This is a genomic window from Arthrobacter sp. NPDC056727, from assembly GCF_042790555.1.
GTDB lineage: Bacteria > Actinomycetota > Actinomycetes > Actinomycetales > Micrococcaceae > Arthrobacter.
In genome coordinates, this window is sequence record NZ_JBHTZA010000001.1 from 74,943 (window position 1) to 91,968 (window position 17,026).

Sequence of the window (17,026 nt, forward strand, 5' to 3'; positions counted from 1 at the left end):
TCACATCGAAGGTCGAACGACGACGTGCGGACTGCTGGGCCCCGTCCGGTCCAGAAGGGTGCGGAAGAGTTCGTTGACGCCGTCGAGCCCGACCTCGATGCTGGGCACGTATTCCAAGCCTGTGTCTCCGGCCGCCAGGAGTTCGATGGCCCTGGTGAGGGCCTGTGGTGAACGGCCGCGTACGCCGACGACACCGGACGCGCCCCGCACCAGGGTCTTCAGGTTTACTTCTGCGACGGGGGTGTCCCCGAGTCCGGCCAGGACCAGACGTCCCAGTTTCCGGAGGTGTTCCGTGGTTTGGAGCGCTGGCCCACCAAGCCCCACGGTATCGACAATGACGTCGAATCCGGCGGCCTTGCCGTGCCGGCCCAAGGCTGCGGATGTTGATGCGGCGTCATCGTTGACGACGACGGAAGCGCCCATGGCCTCGGCAATTTCAAGACGGTCGCGGCTAGTGCGCGTGTTGCGTCCGAGTACGACGATCTCCTGGGCTCCGGCTGCCCTGGCGGCCGCCACGGCGGCGATGCCGTGGTAACCCGGTCCGAGGATGGCGACGCGCGCGCCGCTTGTCGCGCCACCGATGTTGATGACCCAATCGACCGCGTTGGCGAAGGGTTGGGTCCAGGCGGCGAGGTTCGGTTCCAGGTCACGGGGCAGCTTGTGCAGCACTGTCCGGGTTGACAGTTCCATGTATTCCGCGTTGCCGCCGTGAAGACCCGAACCCTCATGGAGTCCCAGCATTCCCACCCTGCGCTGCCCGCCCCACAGATCCGCATCCGGGCAGAAACGGTAGGTGTCGGGCTTTGAGCAGGCCTCACAGCTGGCCCGCCCGCAGGGGAGGTATTCCTCCAGTGCCACCCGGTCGCCGGCCTCGACGTCCCACGACCATTGCATGACAGGCGTGAGGGAGACGATTTCACCAATGACGTGGTGGCCCATCACTGTGGGATGGCGAAGGCCCTGCTGGTACAGGTCCAGGTCGGTCCCGCACAGCGCGGAGGATTCCACCTTGAGCCAGCCTGCGGCGCTCGTGGCCAGTCCCGGGTCTATCGCCTGGACCGTGGTTGTTGCATCAGGCAACGAGACAGCGGCCTTGACAGCATCGGGAAGGGGCGGCGCTGCCAGCGTCGAGGCCGGGTCCGGAGACGCAACCATGGAACGGTGGTCTTTCATGCGGAACTCCTAGTTGGTCCGGTCTAGATGGAAACGAAGTCGGTTCCGGGGACCACCTGGATGGCCTGCTGGGCACCCTCATGGAACGGCACGTCCTTGGGGAGCAACACGGACGTCGAGCGGACACGCTGGTCCGCGGTGTCGATGCCCGGGAGGGCCTCGTCCTCCATGGCGTCCAGTGCTGCGAGCAGGCGGCGCCGCGCCAGGATGATGGCGGCGTCGGAGGTGCCCAGCCGCTCCTTGGTGCGGTCCGCGATGTCGCCCATGCTTTCCTGCAGGGAGAAATCCTGCGCAGCGATGCCCTCGATGCCGGAGAAGGTTTTGTTCTGCTTCTGGGCCTCTCGGTCCATGAGGTAGTCGTTGTCCTTGTTGGCGAGGGTCCGATACGTTCCGGGGATGTATTTGGCGTGGATGCCGTCGCCGTTGCGCATCTGCTCGAGTTCGTCTTCGCGCAGGTCGCGGGTCGGGTGATAGTTCCAGGACCAGGCCCAGCAGGTGGTGTCGTCGATCGGGACCCAGGCGTGGCCGCCCATGGGGTTGTGGGTGCCGAAGGGGGGAATGATCGTGTAGAAGGGCATGATCCACTGGGTGATGCGCCAGTAGAACTCTTCCTCGTTCGCGTTGCGCCGGGCTCCGATCAACAGGCCGCCGTCGCTTTCGGCGACCTCGAACTTCGGGCGGGTGTCAGCTTTTATGTACTCATTACCGGCCGTTCCCGAGTGCATGGGGTCATCGTCGAGGTTAAAGCGGTGGGCGAAGGATACGTGGCTTGAGTCGATGCCGCCCTCCATGGCCTGGAGGTAGTTGGTTTCCTGGAGGCGCTTGGAAATGAAGCGCTGGCCGTCGCCGAGCAGGGCCCATTCGAGTTCCGGCAGGTCCGGCATCTGCTCCCCGGGACCCATGTAGGCCCAGAGCACGCCTCCCCGTTCTACGAGGGGATATGACTTCTGTTTGATCCGGCATTTGAACTTGGAGTCTTCCGGCTCGGATGGCATGTCCGTCAGGTTGCCCTCCACGTCGTACTTCCACCCGTGGTAGGCGCACCGGAGGCCGTTTTCCTCGTTGCGCCCGAAGTACAGGGAAGCGGTCCGGTGTGCGCAGAACTCGTCCAGCATGCCCAGCCTGCCGGAACTGTCCCGGAAGGCTATGAGCTTCTCGCCCAGGAGTTGGACCCGCACCGGCGGGCAGTCCGCTTCGGGGAGTTCCTCGGCGAGGAGGGCGGGGAACCAATATCGCCGGAACAGGCGCCCCATGGGCGTTTCTGGGCCGGTCTGGGTCAGCAGGACATTCTGATCTGAGGTGAGCACTGTGGGGCCTTCCGATGTAAACCGAAATCTTCGTAGTATCCGTTTGGCGCGCAGTTGCGCGCCATGCGGTCATTGAAGTGTTGCATGGGTCTCATTCGTCCGTCAAGCGATGCCCAGCGGCGGCGCCTCCACCCGCCGGACGGGCGATGGTCTAGATTCGAGAGTGTGAATGCATCAATGCCGGCCGCCGGAGAGTTGGCGGCCACAGACCCGGATTATGTGGACTCTCTGGAGCGGGGCCTGTCGGTCCTCCGGGCATTCAGTGCACGGGAAGACGCGCTCTCCGTCGCAGAAGTGGCGTCGCTTGTGGGTATTACGCGCACTGCGGCGCGCAGGTTCGCCCTGACGTTGGAGTACCTGGGTTACACGGGTCAGTCGGCGGAGGGGTACACACTGATCCCCGGGGTACTCGCGATCGGCGACGCCTACCTTCGCAGCAATCCGCTGCCGGATGCAGCCCACCCCCATCTGGACGAGCTCGTCCGGGCAGTTGGGGAAACGGCTTCCCTGACCGTGCTCCACAAGCGTCGCGTCTACTACGCCGCCCGGGTGGCCGCCGACAGGATCGTTACCGCAAACATCACGGTCGGCACCAGCGTCGCCGCACACCGTACGGCCACCGGCCGTGTTCTGCTGGGCGGTCTGGCTCCCGACGAACTCGAGGATTACCTTTCGTCCATGGAAGCCAGCCCTGGTTTCGAGCCGGGCTACGTGCGGGAGCGGATCGAGGAAGCCCGCGGGCGTGGGTGGACGGTGGCCGATCAGGAGCTGACGCCGGGAATCCGGTCAGTGGCCGTTCCCCTGCACGACCCGGAGGGACGGATCGTCGCCGCCCTGAACATTGCCGCGCACGCCACGCGCGTGGACACCCAGGTACTCGAGAACGACTTCCTTCCCCTGCTCCAGTCCGCCGCGCTACGGACTGCGGCCGCCCTCTGGCCGGCTTCCGGACCAGCTCCGGCCAGGTCCGTGATGGCACCTGCCACCCCCACTCGCCCCAAGGTGCGTCCATCGGATGTAATCCAATCGGTAGAACGAGGGTTGTGCATCCTCACAGCCTTCGATGAGGGCCACCCGGCCATGAATTTGGCACAGATATCCGAGCGGTGCCGGCTCCCGCGCTCCGCGGCGCGTCGCTTCGTCCTGACCCTGGCCTCACTTGGCTACCTTGAGCAGCAGGGGCGCAGTTACGCCCCGAGTCCCCTGGTCCTGGAGCTGGGGTACTCCCTGCTGTCCCGGCTTTCGCTCGCAGACGTGGCCAGGCCCCGCCTCGAAGCATTGGCGCGAAAGCTCGGAGCTTCAGTTTCCATCGGCGTTTTGGATGGCATGGACCTGCGCTACGTAGCCAGGGCCAGTGCGCCGAGCCCCTTGATAGTGAACATTCGCCCGGGCACCCGGGTTCCAGCAGAGCGCACGGCGATGGGCCAGGTTCTCCTATCCCTTCTGCCCGCCGCCGCCCTCAAAGACGTCAAGCGTTCGGCGGGCAGGGACAGGGCCGCCAATGGCCTGGCAGACCTCGGGGTCACGCTGGCGGCGGTTCGAGAGCAAGGCTGGAGCTACGTTGACCAACTGCTCGAGGCCGGAATACGCGCAGTCGCGGTCCCCCTTCGGAACCGGCGCGGTGAGGTGGTGGCGGCCATGAGCGCCTCAGTCCACGAAGCGACTACCGCTGACCGGGATATGACCGAGAATTTCCTGCCGGCCTTACGCGACGCTGCCGATGAGTTCATGATGGATTTGAGGGATGGGCTAAACATCTAAACCGTCCGTCTTACGCGCAAAAAGACACTATGCGGACAAAAAGGGTTGATATCCGGTGCGAGGGATGGTTATATTCATCACACGCAAATTCTTGTTTTCGCGACGTCCCGCGGCAACGACGCCTCCTCAGAATGGGATAAATATGACTGCCCTTGACCGTGCCCGCGTCTCCACTGATCTCGATTCATCCAGGCGCCCCTACCGCTGGCTGGTCCTAGTCCTTTGCTGGCTCGCCTTCACCATGACTTCCGTTGACCGTTCGACGTGGGGTCCGGCATCCATCTTCATTGGAGAAGACCTCGGCGTGCCCCTGGCAAGCCTTGGGCTTTTCGCCACCTTCTACTACATCGGCTACGTCGTCTCGAACGCGGGCACCGGCTTCCTCACCGACAGGGTTGGCGGGCGCCTGCTTATTTCGGTTTCCCTCATAGGCGCCGGAGCGTCCATGATGCTTTTTGGGTCCACGACGTCCGCCTGGATCGGTATGGCCATCCAGGCGGTCATCGGCCTCTTCGCCGGAGCCGAATATGCCGCCGGCATCAAATTGATATCCAGCTGGTTCCATCCCGAGGAACTCGGCAAGGCAATGGGGATCTACACCTCGGCAACGTCGCTGGGCGTTGTGGTGGCGAACACCGCCGTGCCCTACCTCATCGAGCACTACTCCTGGCATGCCTCCTATCTGCTTTTCGGTGGCGTTTCCATCGTGGCCGGCATCGCCTGCTACCTCGTGCTGAGGCCTGGCCCGATCGTAGCCAAGAGGGCCAACCGCGCGGAGGGCCGGTCCGTCCTCATCGAACTGGGACGCAACAAGAACCTTCTTCTCCTGGCGCTGGCAGGATTCGGCGGCTTCTGGGGGACCTATGGATTCATCACCTGGTCCAACGCCCTCATGATTAAGGGGCACGGCATTGACCCGACGGTGGCCGGTGGCATCGTGGCTATCTATGCAGCCCTCGGCGTTCTCGGCAAGCCCCTTATCGGCTGGATCGCCGATAAGTTCAACGGCGCCCGCAGGGTTCCTGCGATGGTCGTCCTCGGCTGCTTCGCCGTCATGCTCGTCGTCTTCGGCATGCTGGACAACGCCGTGGCCTTCTTCATCGCCGCCCCGCTGCTCGGACTCGGGGCCTACTGCTACCTCCCGCTCATCGTGGCCCTCGTGCCCCGGCTCGTGAGCAGCCGCGTTCTCGGCGGCGCCGCCGGCATAACCAATGCCATGTGGCAGATCGGAAGTGTCCTGGTCCCGTTGGCGGTGGGCGCCGTCTTCGCCGCAACCGACAATTCCTTCATGGCCGCCCTGATTACGCTCGCCGCCGGACCCTTCCTCGGCATGATCATCATGTACTTCGTCAACGAACGCCCCGACGACGTTGAGATCGCTGTGACGGACCAGGAAAAAGCCTAGCGTCCTGGAGCACCCTACGGCCCATCCCTCGTCCACCCGGACAGGGGTGGGCCGTCGGCTTTGCCGAGACCATCCCGCCTCTTCGGCCTGGCCTCCGGCATTCGGAATGCCGAGAATCTAGATTTGGTTAACCTTCCGGGCCACTGCCGTTGTCAGGTTGGGGTGTGCTTCAACCAGACAACTAAATTGCCTCCAGCAGTCCTGTGAATTTCGGGGATATCTGGCGGCGTTTTGGCGGTGCGGAATGTCGCCTTGGTGAGCACCTATGACCGGGGATGAGCGGCGCAGCTTATGTCGTCGATCGCCCAGCGGAGGATCTGTAGGTCGTAGCTGTCGCGCTGGCTCAGGCCGTGCAGATAGGCCTCGAATTCGACTGAGCCGGCGCTTCCGCCCTGGGCCCAGTACTTTAGCCAGAGTTCGTCCAGGTAGTTCTTGTCCTGCTGGATGAGATTTAGTGCCGTGAGTCGCGGATCTTCCATGATGGCCCCTGATTGTTGCGGCCGGCCCTTACGGCGCGGCGTTTGTGCTTTCGTTGTTGCCGCCGCTGCTGGAGCTATTGCCCAGGTTGCGTGGCGGGACCGGCTCGTTCTGGCTGGTAGTGAGGTCAGTCCCAGCGATGCTGGCTGGCTACATTGCGGGCGCGGTCGAGGCGACGTCCCTCGCCGCCATCGAGTTAGCTAACCGTCTGGACGGATCCGACGCTTAAAGGGTTGATCCGGACCCACCTGGAGCTCCGGGTGACATTCGATTTCCGTGTCGCTGGCAGGGCGGGAGGCCTTAGAAGTTGGTCGTCTTCGTGATCGCGTGCTCAGTCTTTGTGGCAGCGATAAGCCGGGTCATTGCCGTATGTAGCTGGACAACGTCCTCGCGCTCCAGTCCCAGTTTCTGCATCATGGTTCCCGGCACGGACATCGCGTCCTTCTTGAGGGCGGCGCCGGCGTCCGTCAGTTCGACAGCCAGGGAGCGCTCGTTCCCTGCTGCCCTGGGGCGGGAGAGAAACCCGGCGGCTTCGAGGCGTCGGAGCAACGGAGATGTTGTTGCGGGTTCAAGGTCCAATTCTGTGCTGATTTCACGCAGTGACCTGGGGCTTTTTTCCCACAGCGCCAGCATGACCAAATATTGGGGGTGCGTAAGCCCTAACCGGTCGAGCACAGGTTTGTATGCCGCGACAACGTTGCGGGCTGCGACGGTCAGGGCAAAGCACAATTGCTTCTCCAGCAGAAGGTCTTCCTCAGCGCCTGCCGTCTTAGTCTGCCGGATGCTCAACTCGGTCATTACAATCTCCAAACCACTAATCGTCTAGGCATGCTCGGACGGGATGAGGCAGCCCGCCGCGCGGATCTTGTTCCGGCAACTCCTGACCAAAGCGGCTGCGTTAACGCAGGGACTTGTCCTCGGGATTCTTCGGCACGACGTAGGTGCTGCCGTCGGGGCGGTGAAGGGTTTCCCACTGCTGTGTCTCGGCTTGGCGCTTTTCCAGTAGTTCCCCGTTCGCGCTCGTCATGTCGTGATCAAGGGAAGTTCTGTGCGCGGGTCCGAAGACGGCCCGCAACTTGCCCGTTGCGTTCATGAATTTTTCCACAAAAGCCATCGGTGTTTCCTTTGCTTCCGATTCTTTCAGGAGTGTCTATCGGGACACGAGGTAGCTTGTGCCGTCGGCGTTGCGCACCGTGGTCCACTGGCGCAGCTGCTCTTCGCGCTGGCGCTGGGCCGCGTCCTGCCGCACTATCACACGCCCCTGAAGGGCGCCCTGCTGGGCAGGCCCGAAAATGGCCCGGAGCTTCCCGGTTCGGCGCATGAACTTCTGAACCGGGGTCTCTTTGCTGGTCATGCGCTTCCTCCCATTTTCCCACTTGCGATGACTATTAGTCTACTAAAAGTTAGTGTACTAATCAAACTGAGGACATGGGCTGCACCGCTGAATCAACCTTGCTTCATTCGCTGCAGCACCAATAGTCGCTGCAAGACACCGCAGCCTAAATCGCTACCGCTGTCACATCGGCTGTCCGCGGCCGACCCACAATCTGCTTCGGGCCAGTTTCGCGCCACCCGAGCCGATCCCCCAGTTGCGAGATTTGACGCGCACGAGGTCAAACCTGACTCACGAGCACACCGCGAGTACTCACGACTTGAAGAGGGCCGGAGCACTCCAGTGTCCGGGTATTCGCGTGCAGGAAGACAATGTTCAGCTGGAGAATCCTGCCTCCCAGCCGCTGATATCCGCGGCCGGGAAGGTGACACTTGGCATGTCCCTTTTGAGTTCTTCCCTCAGTCTGGCCTCAACGACAAAGTGCGGCGTCCCGCTTGTGGTCGCCCGCACGTCCGCGATAGCAGCATCGAGGCGGCGCAGCAGATCGTTTAGCAAGCCGTTAGCTTCATGATGTTCAGGGTCTTGGGGCACCTCATCATCCATGACTGCCGCCAGAGGTTCCTGAATCGGGGTTTTTGCAGGGTCAGGTTCGGAGTTCGTCCGGTCCGGGCGCTGCCCGTCAGTCAATCTTGTGGGAAGCGGATTGCGGGTCGGTCGCAGAGACCAGGACATCCACGGCGTCGCTTCCGTGTACCAGGCACTTGCTGCTCCGTGATCGAGCCAAATCCAGAAGACCGAGCCATCGGGCATCCACGCAATAACGCCGCTACCTAGATGTTGGCCGTGGGCAATCATGTGAACGTGGCTTCCTCCGGGAATTGCCTCAGGTTTAGTTCTCATGGATTCAGGGAGCCGTTGGGAAATTCCGCTGCGTCGAATTCCACGTCGTCGAAGCTGGCTGCCACGAAAACTCTATTTTCTCCGGGCGATGGTCGGAGCGGACGCTACGTGACGCGCTTGGTGGTTCAAACGGGCGGGGGCGGCGGAATGATGGCGCCTCGGCGTTTACAGCTCATCAGGTTGCCGGCCGGGATCGGCAGCATTGGGCGTAAACTACCGAGGTCTACTCTCCGGTTCTGGGTCCGCGGGGACAAAGATCGTGGAGAGTGTGAGCAATTCGCCCCTTCCTGTTCCATGAAATGACGTCGGTTACACTTCGTAAGTGGACTTAGCATTTGAACTGACGCCGGACCTTGCCGTTGCTTTCGTGACCCTGTTCGTACTCGAGATAGTGCTGGGCGTGGATAACGTCATCTTCATCTCGATCCTGGCCAGCAAGCTGCCCGTGGAGCAGCAGGCCAAGGCCCGCAACCTCGGCCTGACCCTGGGGATGCTGATGCGGATCGTGCTGCTGTTCGCGGCGTCATGGATCATCAGCCTGACGAATGATCTATTCGAACTGTTCGGGAAGGGCTTTTCAGGTAGGGACCTGATCCTGATTTTCGGCGGCCTGTTCCTGGTCTACAAGGCAGTCACAGAGATCCACGAAAAACTCGAAGGACGCGAGTCCCACGGCCCGGGCCGAGTCACCAGCGTGACGTTCAGTGCGGTGCTGACCCAGATCATCCTGCTGGATATGGTGTTTTCCTTCGACTCGGTGATCACCGCCGTCGGCGTGGTGGACAACCTCCTGGTCATAGTCACCGCGGTCCTGCTGTCCTTCGGCGTCATGCTCTTCTCCTCGAAGTTCATCTTCGCCTTCGTCAACCGGCACCCCACCGTGAAAATGCTGGCCCTGGCCTTCCTGGTGCTGATCGGATCCTTCCTCATCGCCGACGGCTTCGAGGTAAAGATAGACAAAGCCCTGATCTATGGACCAATGGCCTTCGCCATCATCGTCGAAGCCCTGAACCTGACCTACAAGCGACGTCAGGAAAAACTCGCGGGCGAACCCATCGAACCGGTCCACCTCCGCCACGCCTACTCCAAAGCCGATGACCACGACGCCATCGCCGCCGCCACATCAACCGGGCCCGAAGCCGGGGAAGTCGGCCTCTCCCGCAAACCCGTGCGCGGCCGGATCGTCGACGGCGACGGCCACCAGGAGCCCGCCGGCCTGGGATAAGCCCGAACCGCCGCCGTCCAACCCCAGGCCTGCTGCAGAGCGTCAGGAGCTGCGCGCCACCTTGGTTAGCGCACGAATTGTTCGCACACGAGTTGTCTGATATCTTTTCTCTGGTCCTCCCGGCAGGCATGCCCCCCAAGTCCCTGCCGGGAGGACCATCAGGTTGGAGGACTCCAGGAGTGATAGCGGCCAGGCTGCCCGTGGCAGATTGCAGCTGCGTTTTCTTTCTAACAGCGAGAAGGTTCCATGGGATACAGCACCGCCTCCGGCAACGCCCCTGGTGGGCTGGGCGCGGGGGAGCCGCAGGCTGGGCAGATCCGGCATTATGCAGTTCCCGCCGGGTTGAATCCGGAGGAACGATTTGAGCATTGGCGTACCTGGTACGGCAGTGCGGTTGATGCTCCCATGCGGCTGGAAAAAGTCGACAACTCAGTGCGCCGTAATTTCAATCCCACCGCTTCGTGCCTGGGTGGTCCCGGATTCAGCATTGTCGAGCTCGTAAATGAGCCAGTGGCCGGCTACTGGAACCGGGATTCATGTTCCGGGGAAATCAGGCTTGTCCATTTCAAGACATCATCAGTCGAATTCAACTTCTCAGGACGCTCAGAAGTGATCTCTCCTGGCACTGTGAGGTTCCTGGATCTCTCTTCCGGCGGCGGCTTCAACGCCTACGCCGGGTTGGGCACGGTGCAGATCAACATCGACTCTAACCTGCTTGGCCTGGACGAAAAGTCGGTGAAACGGCTGCAGAGAATGACCGATGTCCGGGAGAACCCGCTGGTCCGGGGACTGCTTGTTCCCTGGTTGTCGGACTGGCAGCGGACTGATATTGAGCGGGAGGTGCACCGGCTCGAGCCGGTAGTCCGGTCCATGATGGCCGCCCTGATCAGTTCCCTGCTGGAGGCCCCTGCCGCGGACGATGACCTCAAACCGGCCCGCCTCGCGGCGGTCAAGAAGTTCATCCACAGAAACTACAGAAACCAAGACCTTGATGTGGAAGCCGTGGTGGCTTACTCGTTCCATTCCCGCCGCGCCCTCTACTACCTCTTCGGAGATGAAGAGCTGCCCGTGGGCGGTTACATCCGAGCCCTCAGGACACTGGAGGCACTCGATCTCCTCGCGGACCCCAACTCCAGGAGGCGTTCCCTGGCAGGCATAGCAGAGGCCAGCGGATTCAAGACCCTGCAAGCCATGCGGCGTGCCGTCAAAGAATCAACTGGCTCCTCTCTTAAGGACGTGCAGGAGAACCCGGAAGCACTGCGAAGCAGCGCCCATAAACTCAGGAAACTCATCGGGACTTAGAACGGATGCCGGGCGTTCTTACGCGGCGGCGCTGCCCCCGACTGCTGCGCGAAGTCCCCTCCACGAAACCGGGCCCTCAGTAGGTAGCCGCCAGCCAGTGGCCTGCACCTGAAATCTTCCGCGGACGGCGATTCCATGGCCATCTACCGGCGGTTTTCATCGTCAGCGGTAGCCCCACTCCGGGCAATCTTGGCCCATCCAGCCGTCGGCACCCCTTCGATACTTGCGAAACGATCAGGCTCAGGGGCTGGCACAGGTGACCCGCCATCACTCGAGGCGCAGTGGGAGACAGGCGATTGGCCTGCTGGCTTCTGGCAGTGGTTATGTCCTGCTTTGCACGAGAGGCCTCATGGAGGTTCAAAGATTGCACGAACTGACAGTTGCGCCCGTTGCTCCCCGCGTCACCGCCCGTAGGATTTTAGAGAGCCGCCGATGGTGGGAGCCGCAACCGGAACCACAGCATGGTCCCTCGCTTCGGGGGTCAATGCGTGGTTGGGCTGACTTTGGGCATGCGCCCACCGACTGGTGACCCGCGGTTCGAAAAGGGATCGTATTGAGACGGACATATTGGCAACGAATCCCGAGCACGAGAGAGAGCGGAACGGCAGAATGATCACGGGCACGGAGACCGGGCATGTCTATCGCGTCATGGGGGACAAGCCGCGGTTGATTGACGAGGACCTGGGCAGGGCCGTTGAGTTAGTCCAACGGCGAGCCATGCAAGACGGCGGGCGTGGCATCCTGGTAACGCGGCATTCTGCTGGGTCTTTCAGCGTGGCCGTGAGCGCCGATGTGCACTACGGAGTGACGCGGGGATCGTGTGAGATGCGGATCCCTTCCCCGTGACTGGAAGCCAGGATCCTGAATCAATGAACGCCGCATTTGAGTTCATTCCGGAAGGAAGCCACGTGGATCTGATCAGCCACGGCCACCACATTGCGAGTGGTGTCATTGATGAGTGGATGCCAGATGGGTCATCGTTCTGGATCTGGCTCGATAATGGAGCGGGCAGGCGCCTTGTACACGAGACTGACGTCGTAAAAATCGTCGTCGCCCCTGCTCAAACCCGTGACAGCTGGTCCGGGCATGCGTGACGCGGGAGGTATGTCGACAAAGTCTTCCGCCTGGCCCCGGCACGAGCAGACGTTCCGCCTTCCCAAAGCTTTGGCCGGTCCCCTCGTGCCCTGCGTCGAGCAAAATCAGGGATTCGAGGGAGCAGGGCAGTTGTTCCCTGGACGGGCAGCAGGCACTCATACCTGTGAAGTGCCGGGCCTTCACGTCCGGGGCATACTCTCATGCTGCGCGAATTTATTCGGAACAGAGGGTCGTCGAAAAATTTGGGCGCTCATGGTTTTGGCGCCATGACCGGGATAAATAGGCCGTCGGCAGATGATGATCCTGTGGCTGAGGATCTTCTGCTCGAGCGGCAGCTTTTCTTCGCTTTGTCCCTTGCCTCCCGCGCCGCCGTCAGTGCCTGCAAACCTGTTCTTCGGGCATTGAATCTGACCCATCCGCAATACCTGGTGATGCTCACCCTTTGGGAGGCCAGTCCCCGGTCGGTCAGCGAGATCAGCGAGGCTCTCCTCCTCGGACCGGCCACCGTATCCCCGCTGCTCAAGCGCCTGGAGGCATCCGGATATGTCACAAGGCAGCGGGTCCAGGGGAACGAGCGCTCTCTTGCCGTGGGCCTCACCCCCGAGGGCGCCGCGCTGCGGGAGCGGGCACGCATCGTTCCCGCCACCATGCTCGGAAAACTGGGACTCAACCATAGGGAAGCCGGGGAACTGCTGCAACGGAACATGGCTCGTCTCCTCGAATTTTCGCAGGGAGGGCGGCTTGGTGTTGGCGATGGAGAGCCAAAGGGGTCCGGGGGAATCTGAGCCGGTTCGCTGGATCGGGCATGGCAGAAGCGAACACGCGGCGTTGGGAGATGAGCGTGGGCCACTGATCCGACGACGCGGCGGGGCATTGTGCTGGACCGTGACGGTATCGTTACGGGACTCCAGGTAGTTCTGCTCCGGACCGAGCTTGTCCTCCTTGGTCCTTGGTCTCTTGGGGCGAAGCGATGAGGCGCGGAACCGGGCCAAGTGCTGCTGCTGGCACTCGCCAGCCAACAAAGTTTCACCCTTGCTCGTTCCGGCTCGCGTCCGCCCGGGCCCTCGCCGGAAAAGGAGTCACCCAACTGAACTAGCACGACCCCACGATGGCCAACCCCGCCGAAACCTTCAGTGGGCAGATCTGTTGGCCATCACCAGGCAGTTTTACTGGCCACCAGCGGGCACATTAACTGGCCGCCGGTGGGCAGAAACTACTGGCCATTGACACCGGGCAGCGGAGAAGGTCTGATTGAAGCACCGGGGCACGCGATGCGCCGGCGGGAACTTCCCGCCAAACCCGTTCCCGACGACACTCTCTACGGCATAATTCCGGCCCCTGCCCCCAGTTTCACGCTCTGAGTTGGTCGAACACGAAAGACCCGCCCACGGACGCGCTGTCAGGGCAGTTTCGTGCTTCCGTCGAGGCTGAACGCCGGCGTCAATACTGGATCCCGACCCCGCCTGATAGTCCATTCGACTCGCAAGTACCGGCGTCCGCTCTCTCGAAGGGGCAGCGTCACCGTACGGCCGCCCGTGCAAAGATGGAGGTAAAGGCCTTCCGTGTCAACAGCCAGTCGTAGTGGATGTGTTAGCGCTGGACGCAATCTCCTGGCGGGCCGGAACATAGTCCGATCCCGCGTCGTCTGTCTTGGCAGACCGGAGAAGTCGGGTCAAGTACGCGTGGAGTTCCTCTGCTTCCTCGCGGTTGAGTCCCAGTTTTCCGAGCATGGTGGCGGGAACGATGCGTGCCCGCTCCCGCAGCGCGGCGCCCTCGGGGGTGAGGCCCACGGCAAGAGAGCGCTCGTTCCCCTGGACCCGCTGCCTTGTGACATATCCGGATGCCTCCAGGCGCTTGAGCAGCGGGGATACGGTGGCCGGTCCGAGGAGGAGAGCCTCGCTGATCTCGCTGACCGACCGGGGACTGGCCTCCCAAAGGGTGAGCATCACCAGGTATTGCGGATGGGTCAGATTCAATGCCCGAAGAACAGGTTTGTAGGCGCTGATGACGGCACGTGAGACGGCAGCCAGAGTGAAACTGAGCTGGCTTTCGAGCAGAAGTTCGTCCTCGCTCCCTGGAAGGGAAGTCATGACAGCAATGCTATCGAACGACACCCGCGCCCGCGCCACTGCAATCACTCTCAGGGAGCTCGTCCGGCCCGAAGGTGAAATTAACCCTCCTCTGGTATGCGGCCGGGAAGCCAGGCGGCAGCAGTGGGCCACTTTCTTGGCGCGCTCGGGAGTTCAACAGAACCAAGGAATCCTTGACTCAATATTTCGTGAACGAATTGTTCGTGGTCAAATTGGCGAATAGAATCTTCTTGGTTCCATCCCGCCTCGCCACCCCCAATGCTGGCGGGATGGAATCCTTAACTCCTTGGTAGGTGCCTGCGAGAATCCTGAGAGTACGGGAACCCGGACGCCCTGGTATGCGTGGTTTTCTTTCACAAGCAGGAACTTGCCACAGGAAAACTGCGGGCAGTATTTGGTCCGGCAAACAAGAGCTCCATGGACGACGAGATGACCGAAGAAAACAAGGAACTACTCGAGAAGTGCCGGCCGGAAACTCAGCAGTGGAAGTCCGTCCGCCGTCCGGATGGCGGCACCTATGTGGTTCCGAAAAACCCGGACGACCAGCGCTGCGATGACTTTCTCAGCCGCCGGCCCATCGAAAAACCAGAAAGCCTCATTGGCTCACTACGCACTGCTTCCGGAACGCCAATAAATACGATTCCGCAAAGCTGATCCGGGGTCGAATGACGAAGGCGAAGTCAACTTTCTTCAACTTCGGTTTGCCATGGCTGGACAGTGAAGGCAATGAGGCATACTTCTGTTCAGCACCTCCGGTGCTGACGCCGCGGTCTTGGTTGGCCGGGGCGTTTCCAGGCCAGCAGAAAGCATGCGGGTGAGTGCGACCCACTTTGACGACTTCCTGAGGGAAGCGATTTCCAGCGATCCAGGAAGCGAACAAGGCTTGAGTAAAGAGGCAATCTTCGGCCTCTACACAAGTTGGTGCACGCTCTCTGGATGTCCGGCAGAATCCGAAGACGCCCTGTGGGAGGCTTTGGTTTCGAAGGGCATCGATCCGGGAAAGAACACCTTGGCAATGACAGGGCCGGCCGCTGCAGACTACATTCTGTCCAGCGCCCCGAATCTGCCATAGGGAAGCGCTCAGGATTCAGCCGTGCCATCAGGCTCTGCCGACCACGGCAGGGGAGCCGAACCAGCTGACGAGAGCCACGCCGCTGTGACCATGCGCGGGCCTCTCGGCCTCCCGCTCAACATCAGGCATGCGCTGCAACGGCCGGATCGTGGTCGTTCCATCGCTTTTCGATGCAGTACGAGTGGCCTGCGCTTTTGCGTCCCAGGAGCGCTCCCCTGCCGGTTTCAGAGCGCCGATAATGAGGATTCCGTCATGTGGGAGGCCGCCGTGTTTTGTGGCACTCCGGTGGTTCGATAGAACGGGTTCGGTCATGCATCTTCTGTGTTGTCCGCCCATGAGATCTTCGAAGGAGGCCGCACTGCAATGACGTCATTGAATCGTGGTGCCGGCTTGCCGCGGACAGAAGTGTATGGGCAAGGTCGTGCGTGGGGCCTGGGTATCTCCGGACATCAGGCGCAGCGACCGCGCGCGTCCGTCACCGTTACTCCTCGCCCTCAAAAACGCCGCACATGCGCGGGGATGGGGCGTCCAAAATGGCAAAAAAGAGGGTGTGCACAATGTGCACACCCTGGGCTTCGGATTCAGTTGTACCGGCATCGGACTGGGCCGGATTGGGGATGTTTTCGTGGAAGTGGCGGATTTGCGGGGGGAGCGGCTGGTTCGAGTCCCACCTCGGGCACAGTGTTTTCCCTGTTCAGGGGCTTGTGAGCCTCTGAGTGTGTACAAACTGTTCACTTGTGGGCCCACTTCGGGGCCTTTTTCATTGGTGGCCGGTGCTGTGGTCGGTCACCTCCTTGCCTTGTGTCTGGGCGTTTGCTCTTTGGTACCTGTTCATGGGCAGCTTGGGGTCGGCCAACATGATCTCTGAACGTTCGGCGGAAAATTTCTTTTCTGCTTGACGTTGGGTGTTCACCCCGGTCCTCCTTTTTGGTTGTGGTGGACTGTTCTGCTCATTCATGGTCGACCTGGGCGGGAACTGCATGACCTCCGGGAGTTGTCGAGCCATCTGTGCCGTGTTGTTGCCTGTTTCTGCCTCCACGGCTGTTCATGGCAAAGCTTCCAACCAGCTGCATGACTTTTTAGCCGGCCCGGTTTCACCAAGCCGGGGCCCCGGTAAATCAGCACCCACTCCGGGTTCGGGGCGGCCTCCCAGCGTTGACTCACACGGCTATCTTGCTAGCCCCCCTGGGTAACGCGCGGTGAACGGCAGCCCGGTTGGGCTTTGAATCCTTTACGTTCGGGCTAGAGTCGCCTGCCGCGGCGATCCCAGTCCGCCCGCCGGGCTTCTTCCTCGTCCCAGAAATGACCGTCCCGGTGGCGCACGTACAGCAGGTAGGCGAGGGCGCCTGCGGAAAGCACCAGCATGGCGACCATGAGTACGCAAAACCCGGTCCAGGGCTCGTTGGGCCGGGAAAGAAGTTGCCATATCGGGTTCAAGGTGAGAAACGCCCACGTGAACAATTGAAAGCGGAATCCGCCCCGTGTCATGCCCGGCACGAGGCGCTTCTGGCCCTCGGTCATGCCCGGAGCCTACAACCCCGGACCCAACCTGTCACCACATGCCTGCTGAACATCCGACAAGTCGGCGGCCAGGGCTGTCATTGCCGGCGTGGGTGGACCTGGATGCTCTGAGGTGTCGCCGAACCATTTGTGCCAGACGACGGACACAATCTCCGGCGTGATGGGCTCACCCTTGGCGAGGAGGCGGGTGAAGTCTTCGGCTTCCAGCTCATACTCATCGACCGGGGCACCGAGGTTCAGGACACCGAGCAGATCGTGCCTGTTCAAGCAGGCGGTGACTGCCTCGCGCAATCGCCTGTAGCCGCGGTTCCGGGTGTTCATGGAGTCAGTCTAGGAGCAACCGGTCCGGCGTAAGCTTGCACGCA

The 17,026-nt window shown here is 61.8% G+C and carries 18 protein-coding genes and 1 pseudogene; 8 read left to right on the top strand and 11 right to left on the bottom strand.

The genetic code is table 11. The features are described 5' to 3' along the window. Together ACFRAH_RS00350 and ACFRAH_RS00355 are read right to left on the bottom strand one after the other, a co-directional pair. Positions 1 to 1,173 carry a zinc-binding dehydrogenase gene (locus ACFRAH_RS00350; RefSeq protein ID WP_377988830.1) on the bottom strand — a complete coding sequence of 391 codons (1,173 nt, stop codon included), beginning with the start codon at positions 1,171 to 1,173 and terminating at the stop codon, positions 1 to 3. 23 nt (positions 1,174 to 1,196) lie between these two features. Continuing rightward, a complete protein-coding gene (locus ACFRAH_RS00355; RefSeq protein ID WP_377988831.1) occupies positions 1,197 to 2,480 on the bottom strand; it encodes a Rieske 2Fe-2S domain-containing protein in 1,284 nt (427 codons plus the stop codon). A 165-nt stretch (positions 2,481 to 2,645) separates the two neighbouring features. Here ACFRAH_RS00355 and ACFRAH_RS00360 point away from each other — a divergent pair, with 165 nt between their 5' ends. Both ACFRAH_RS00360 and ACFRAH_RS00365 read left to right on the top strand, forming a co-directional pair. Beyond that, entirely contained in the window at positions 2,646 to 4,241 is a 1,596-nt protein-coding gene (locus ACFRAH_RS00360) for an IclR family transcriptional regulator C-terminal domain-containing protein (protein ID WP_377988833.1), read from the top strand. A gap of 142 nt (positions 4,242 to 4,383) precedes the next feature. Then, the gene (locus ACFRAH_RS00365) at positions 4,384 to 5,646 is read left to right on the top strand and encodes a nitrate/nitrite transporter (protein ID WP_377988835.1); all 1,263 of its coding nucleotides are present in this window, start codon (positions 4,384 to 4,386) and stop codon (positions 5,644 to 5,646) included. 263 nt (positions 5,647 to 5,909) lie between these two features. Here ACFRAH_RS00365 and ACFRAH_RS00370 read toward each other — a convergent pair whose 3' ends face one another. The 5 genes from ACFRAH_RS00370 to ACFRAH_RS00390 all read right to left on the bottom strand — a co-directional run bounded on the left by ACFRAH_RS00370 (position 5,910) and on the right by ACFRAH_RS00390 (position 8,311). Then, positions 5,910 to 6,125: a hypothetical protein gene (locus ACFRAH_RS00370; protein WP_377988837.1), complete on the bottom strand. Its 216-nt coding sequence runs from the start codon at positions 6,123 to 6,125 to the stop codon at positions 5,910 to 5,912. Between the two features lie 298 nt (positions 6,126 to 6,423). After that, positions 6,424 to 6,921, bottom strand: a complete 498-nt coding sequence (locus tag ACFRAH_RS00375; protein ID WP_377988839.1) for a MarR family winged helix-turn-helix transcriptional regulator — start codon at positions 6,919 to 6,921, stop codon at positions 6,424 to 6,426. Between the two features lie 100 nt (positions 6,922 to 7,021). After that, complete coding sequence (locus ACFRAH_RS00380) at positions 7,022 to 7,237, bottom strand: hypothetical protein (protein ID WP_377988841.1); 216 nt, start codon at positions 7,235 to 7,237, stop codon at positions 7,022 to 7,024. Positions 7,238 to 7,273: 36 nt separating this feature from the next. After that, positions 7,274 to 7,477, bottom strand: a complete 204-nt coding sequence (locus ACFRAH_RS00385; protein ID WP_377988842.1) for a hypothetical protein — start codon at positions 7,475 to 7,477, stop codon at positions 7,274 to 7,276. Between the two features lie 354 nt (positions 7,478 to 7,831). Further along, the gene (locus ACFRAH_RS00390; RefSeq protein WP_377988844.1) at positions 7,832 to 8,311 is read right to left on the bottom strand and encodes a hypothetical protein; all 480 of its coding nucleotides are present in this window, start codon (positions 8,309 to 8,311) and stop codon (positions 7,832 to 7,834) included. Positions 8,312 to 8,678: 367 nt separating this feature from the next. On the opposite strand from ACFRAH_RS00390, the gene ACFRAH_RS00395 reads away from it, so the two are divergent. The 4 genes from ACFRAH_RS00395 to ACFRAH_RS00410 all read left to right on the top strand — a co-directional run bounded on the left by ACFRAH_RS00395 (position 8,679) and on the right by ACFRAH_RS00410 (position 12,763). Next, positions 8,679 to 9,581, top strand: coding sequence for a TerC family protein (locus tag ACFRAH_RS00395; RefSeq protein WP_377988846.1), 903 nt, complete (start codon positions 8,679 to 8,681; stop codon positions 9,579 to 9,581). Between the two features lie 246 nt (positions 9,582 to 9,827). Continuing rightward, on the top strand, positions 9,828 to 10,883 hold the full coding sequence (locus ACFRAH_RS00400) for a helix-turn-helix domain-containing protein (protein ID WP_377988847.1): 1,056 nt from the start codon (positions 9,828 to 9,830) through the stop codon (positions 10,881 to 10,883). 869 nt (positions 10,884 to 11,752) lie between these two features. Then, positions 11,753 to 11,977 carry a hypothetical protein gene (locus ACFRAH_RS00405; protein WP_377988849.1) on the top strand — a complete coding sequence of 75 codons (225 nt, stop codon included), beginning with the start codon at positions 11,753 to 11,755 and terminating at the stop codon, positions 11,975 to 11,977. A gap of 267 nt (positions 11,978 to 12,244) precedes the next feature. Beyond that, positions 12,245 to 12,763 carry a MarR family winged helix-turn-helix transcriptional regulator gene (locus ACFRAH_RS00410; RefSeq protein ID WP_377988851.1) on the top strand — a complete coding sequence of 173 codons (519 nt, stop codon included), beginning with the start codon at positions 12,245 to 12,247 and terminating at the stop codon, positions 12,761 to 12,763. A 780-nt stretch (positions 12,764 to 13,543) separates the two neighbouring features. Here ACFRAH_RS00410 and ACFRAH_RS00415 read toward each other — a convergent pair. Next, positions 13,544 to 14,068, bottom strand: a complete 525-nt coding sequence (locus ACFRAH_RS00415) for a MarR family winged helix-turn-helix transcriptional regulator (protein ID WP_377988853.1) — start codon at positions 14,066 to 14,068, stop codon at positions 13,544 to 13,546. A 333-nt stretch (positions 14,069 to 14,401) separates the two neighbouring features. Between ACFRAH_RS00415 and ACFRAH_RS00420 the strand changes: the two are divergent. Together ACFRAH_RS00420 and ACFRAH_RS00425 are read left to right on the top strand one after the other, a co-directional pair. Then, a pseudogene (locus ACFRAH_RS00420) lies at positions 14,402 to 14,614 on the top strand (hypothetical protein); the annotation flags it as partial. A gap of 268 nt (positions 14,615 to 14,882) precedes the next feature. After that, complete coding sequence (locus tag ACFRAH_RS00425) at positions 14,883 to 15,140, top strand: hypothetical protein (protein ID WP_377988855.1); 258 nt, start codon at positions 14,883 to 14,885, stop codon at positions 15,138 to 15,140. A gap of 760 nt (positions 15,141 to 15,900) precedes the next feature. Here ACFRAH_RS00425 and ACFRAH_RS00430 read toward each other — a convergent pair. From ACFRAH_RS00430 to ACFRAH_RS00440, 3 genes are all read right to left on the bottom strand, one after another. After that, on the bottom strand, positions 15,901 to 16,053 hold the full coding sequence (locus tag ACFRAH_RS00430; protein WP_377988857.1) for a hypothetical protein: 153 nt from the start codon (positions 16,051 to 16,053) through the stop codon (positions 15,901 to 15,903). Positions 16,054 to 16,382: 329 nt separating this feature from the next. After that, positions 16,383 to 16,661: a hypothetical protein gene (locus ACFRAH_RS00435; RefSeq protein ID WP_377988858.1), complete on the bottom strand. Its 279-nt coding sequence runs from the start codon at positions 16,659 to 16,661 to the stop codon at positions 16,383 to 16,385. Between the two features lie 9 nt (positions 16,662 to 16,670). After that, positions 16,671 to 16,982 (bottom strand): hypothetical protein, encoded by a 312-nt coding sequence (locus ACFRAH_RS00440; protein WP_377988860.1) that lies wholly within the window; start codon positions 16,980 to 16,982, stop codon positions 16,671 to 16,673. Positions 16,983 to 17,026: the final 44 nt, after the last annotated feature.

Coding starts and splice junctions, on each gene's coding strand:
- ACFRAH_RS00350 (WP_377988830.1), bottom strand. CDS start 1,173: ATGAAAGACCACCGTTCCATGGTTGCGTCTCCGGACCCGGCCTCGACG.
- ACFRAH_RS00365 (WP_377988835.1), top strand. CDS start 4,384: ATGACTGCCCTTGACCGTGCCCGCGTCTCCACTGATCTCGATTCATCC.
- ACFRAH_RS00370 (WP_377988837.1), bottom strand. CDS start 6,125: ATGGAAGATCCGCGACTCACGGCACTAAATCTCATCCAGCAGGACAAG.
- ACFRAH_RS00375 (WP_377988839.1), bottom strand. CDS start 6,921: ATGACCGAGTTGAGCATCCGGCAGACTAAGACGGCAGGCGCTGAGGAA.
- ACFRAH_RS00380 (WP_377988841.1), bottom strand. CDS start 7,237: ATGGCTTTTGTGGAAAAATTCATGAACGCAACGGGCAAGTTGCGGGCC.
- ACFRAH_RS00385 (WP_377988842.1), bottom strand. CDS start 7,477: ATGACCAGCAAAGAGACCCCGGTTCAGAAGTTCATGCGCCGAACCGGG.
- ACFRAH_RS00390 (WP_377988844.1), bottom strand. CDS start 8,311: ATGATTGCCCACGGCCAACATCTAGGTAGCGGCGTTATTGCGTGGATG.
- ACFRAH_RS00400 (WP_377988847.1), top strand. CDS start 9,828: ATGGGATACAGCACCGCCTCCGGCAACGCCCCTGGTGGGCTGGGCGCG.
- ACFRAH_RS00405 (WP_377988849.1), top strand. CDS start 11,753: ATGAACGCCGCATTTGAGTTCATTCCGGAAGGAAGCCACGTGGATCTG.
- ACFRAH_RS00410 (WP_377988851.1), top strand. CDS start 12,245: ATGACCGGGATAAATAGGCCGTCGGCAGATGATGATCCTGTGGCTGAG.
- ACFRAH_RS00415 (WP_377988853.1), bottom strand. CDS start 14,068: ATGACTTCCCTTCCAGGGAGCGAGGACGAACTTCTGCTCGAAAGCCAG.
- ACFRAH_RS00435 (WP_377988858.1), bottom strand. CDS start 16,661: ATGACCGAGGGCCAGAAGCGCCTCGTGCCGGGCATGACACGGGGCGGA.
- ACFRAH_RS00440 (WP_377988860.1), bottom strand. CDS start 16,982: ATGAACACCCGGAACCGCGGCTACAGGCGATTGCGCGAGGCAGTCACC.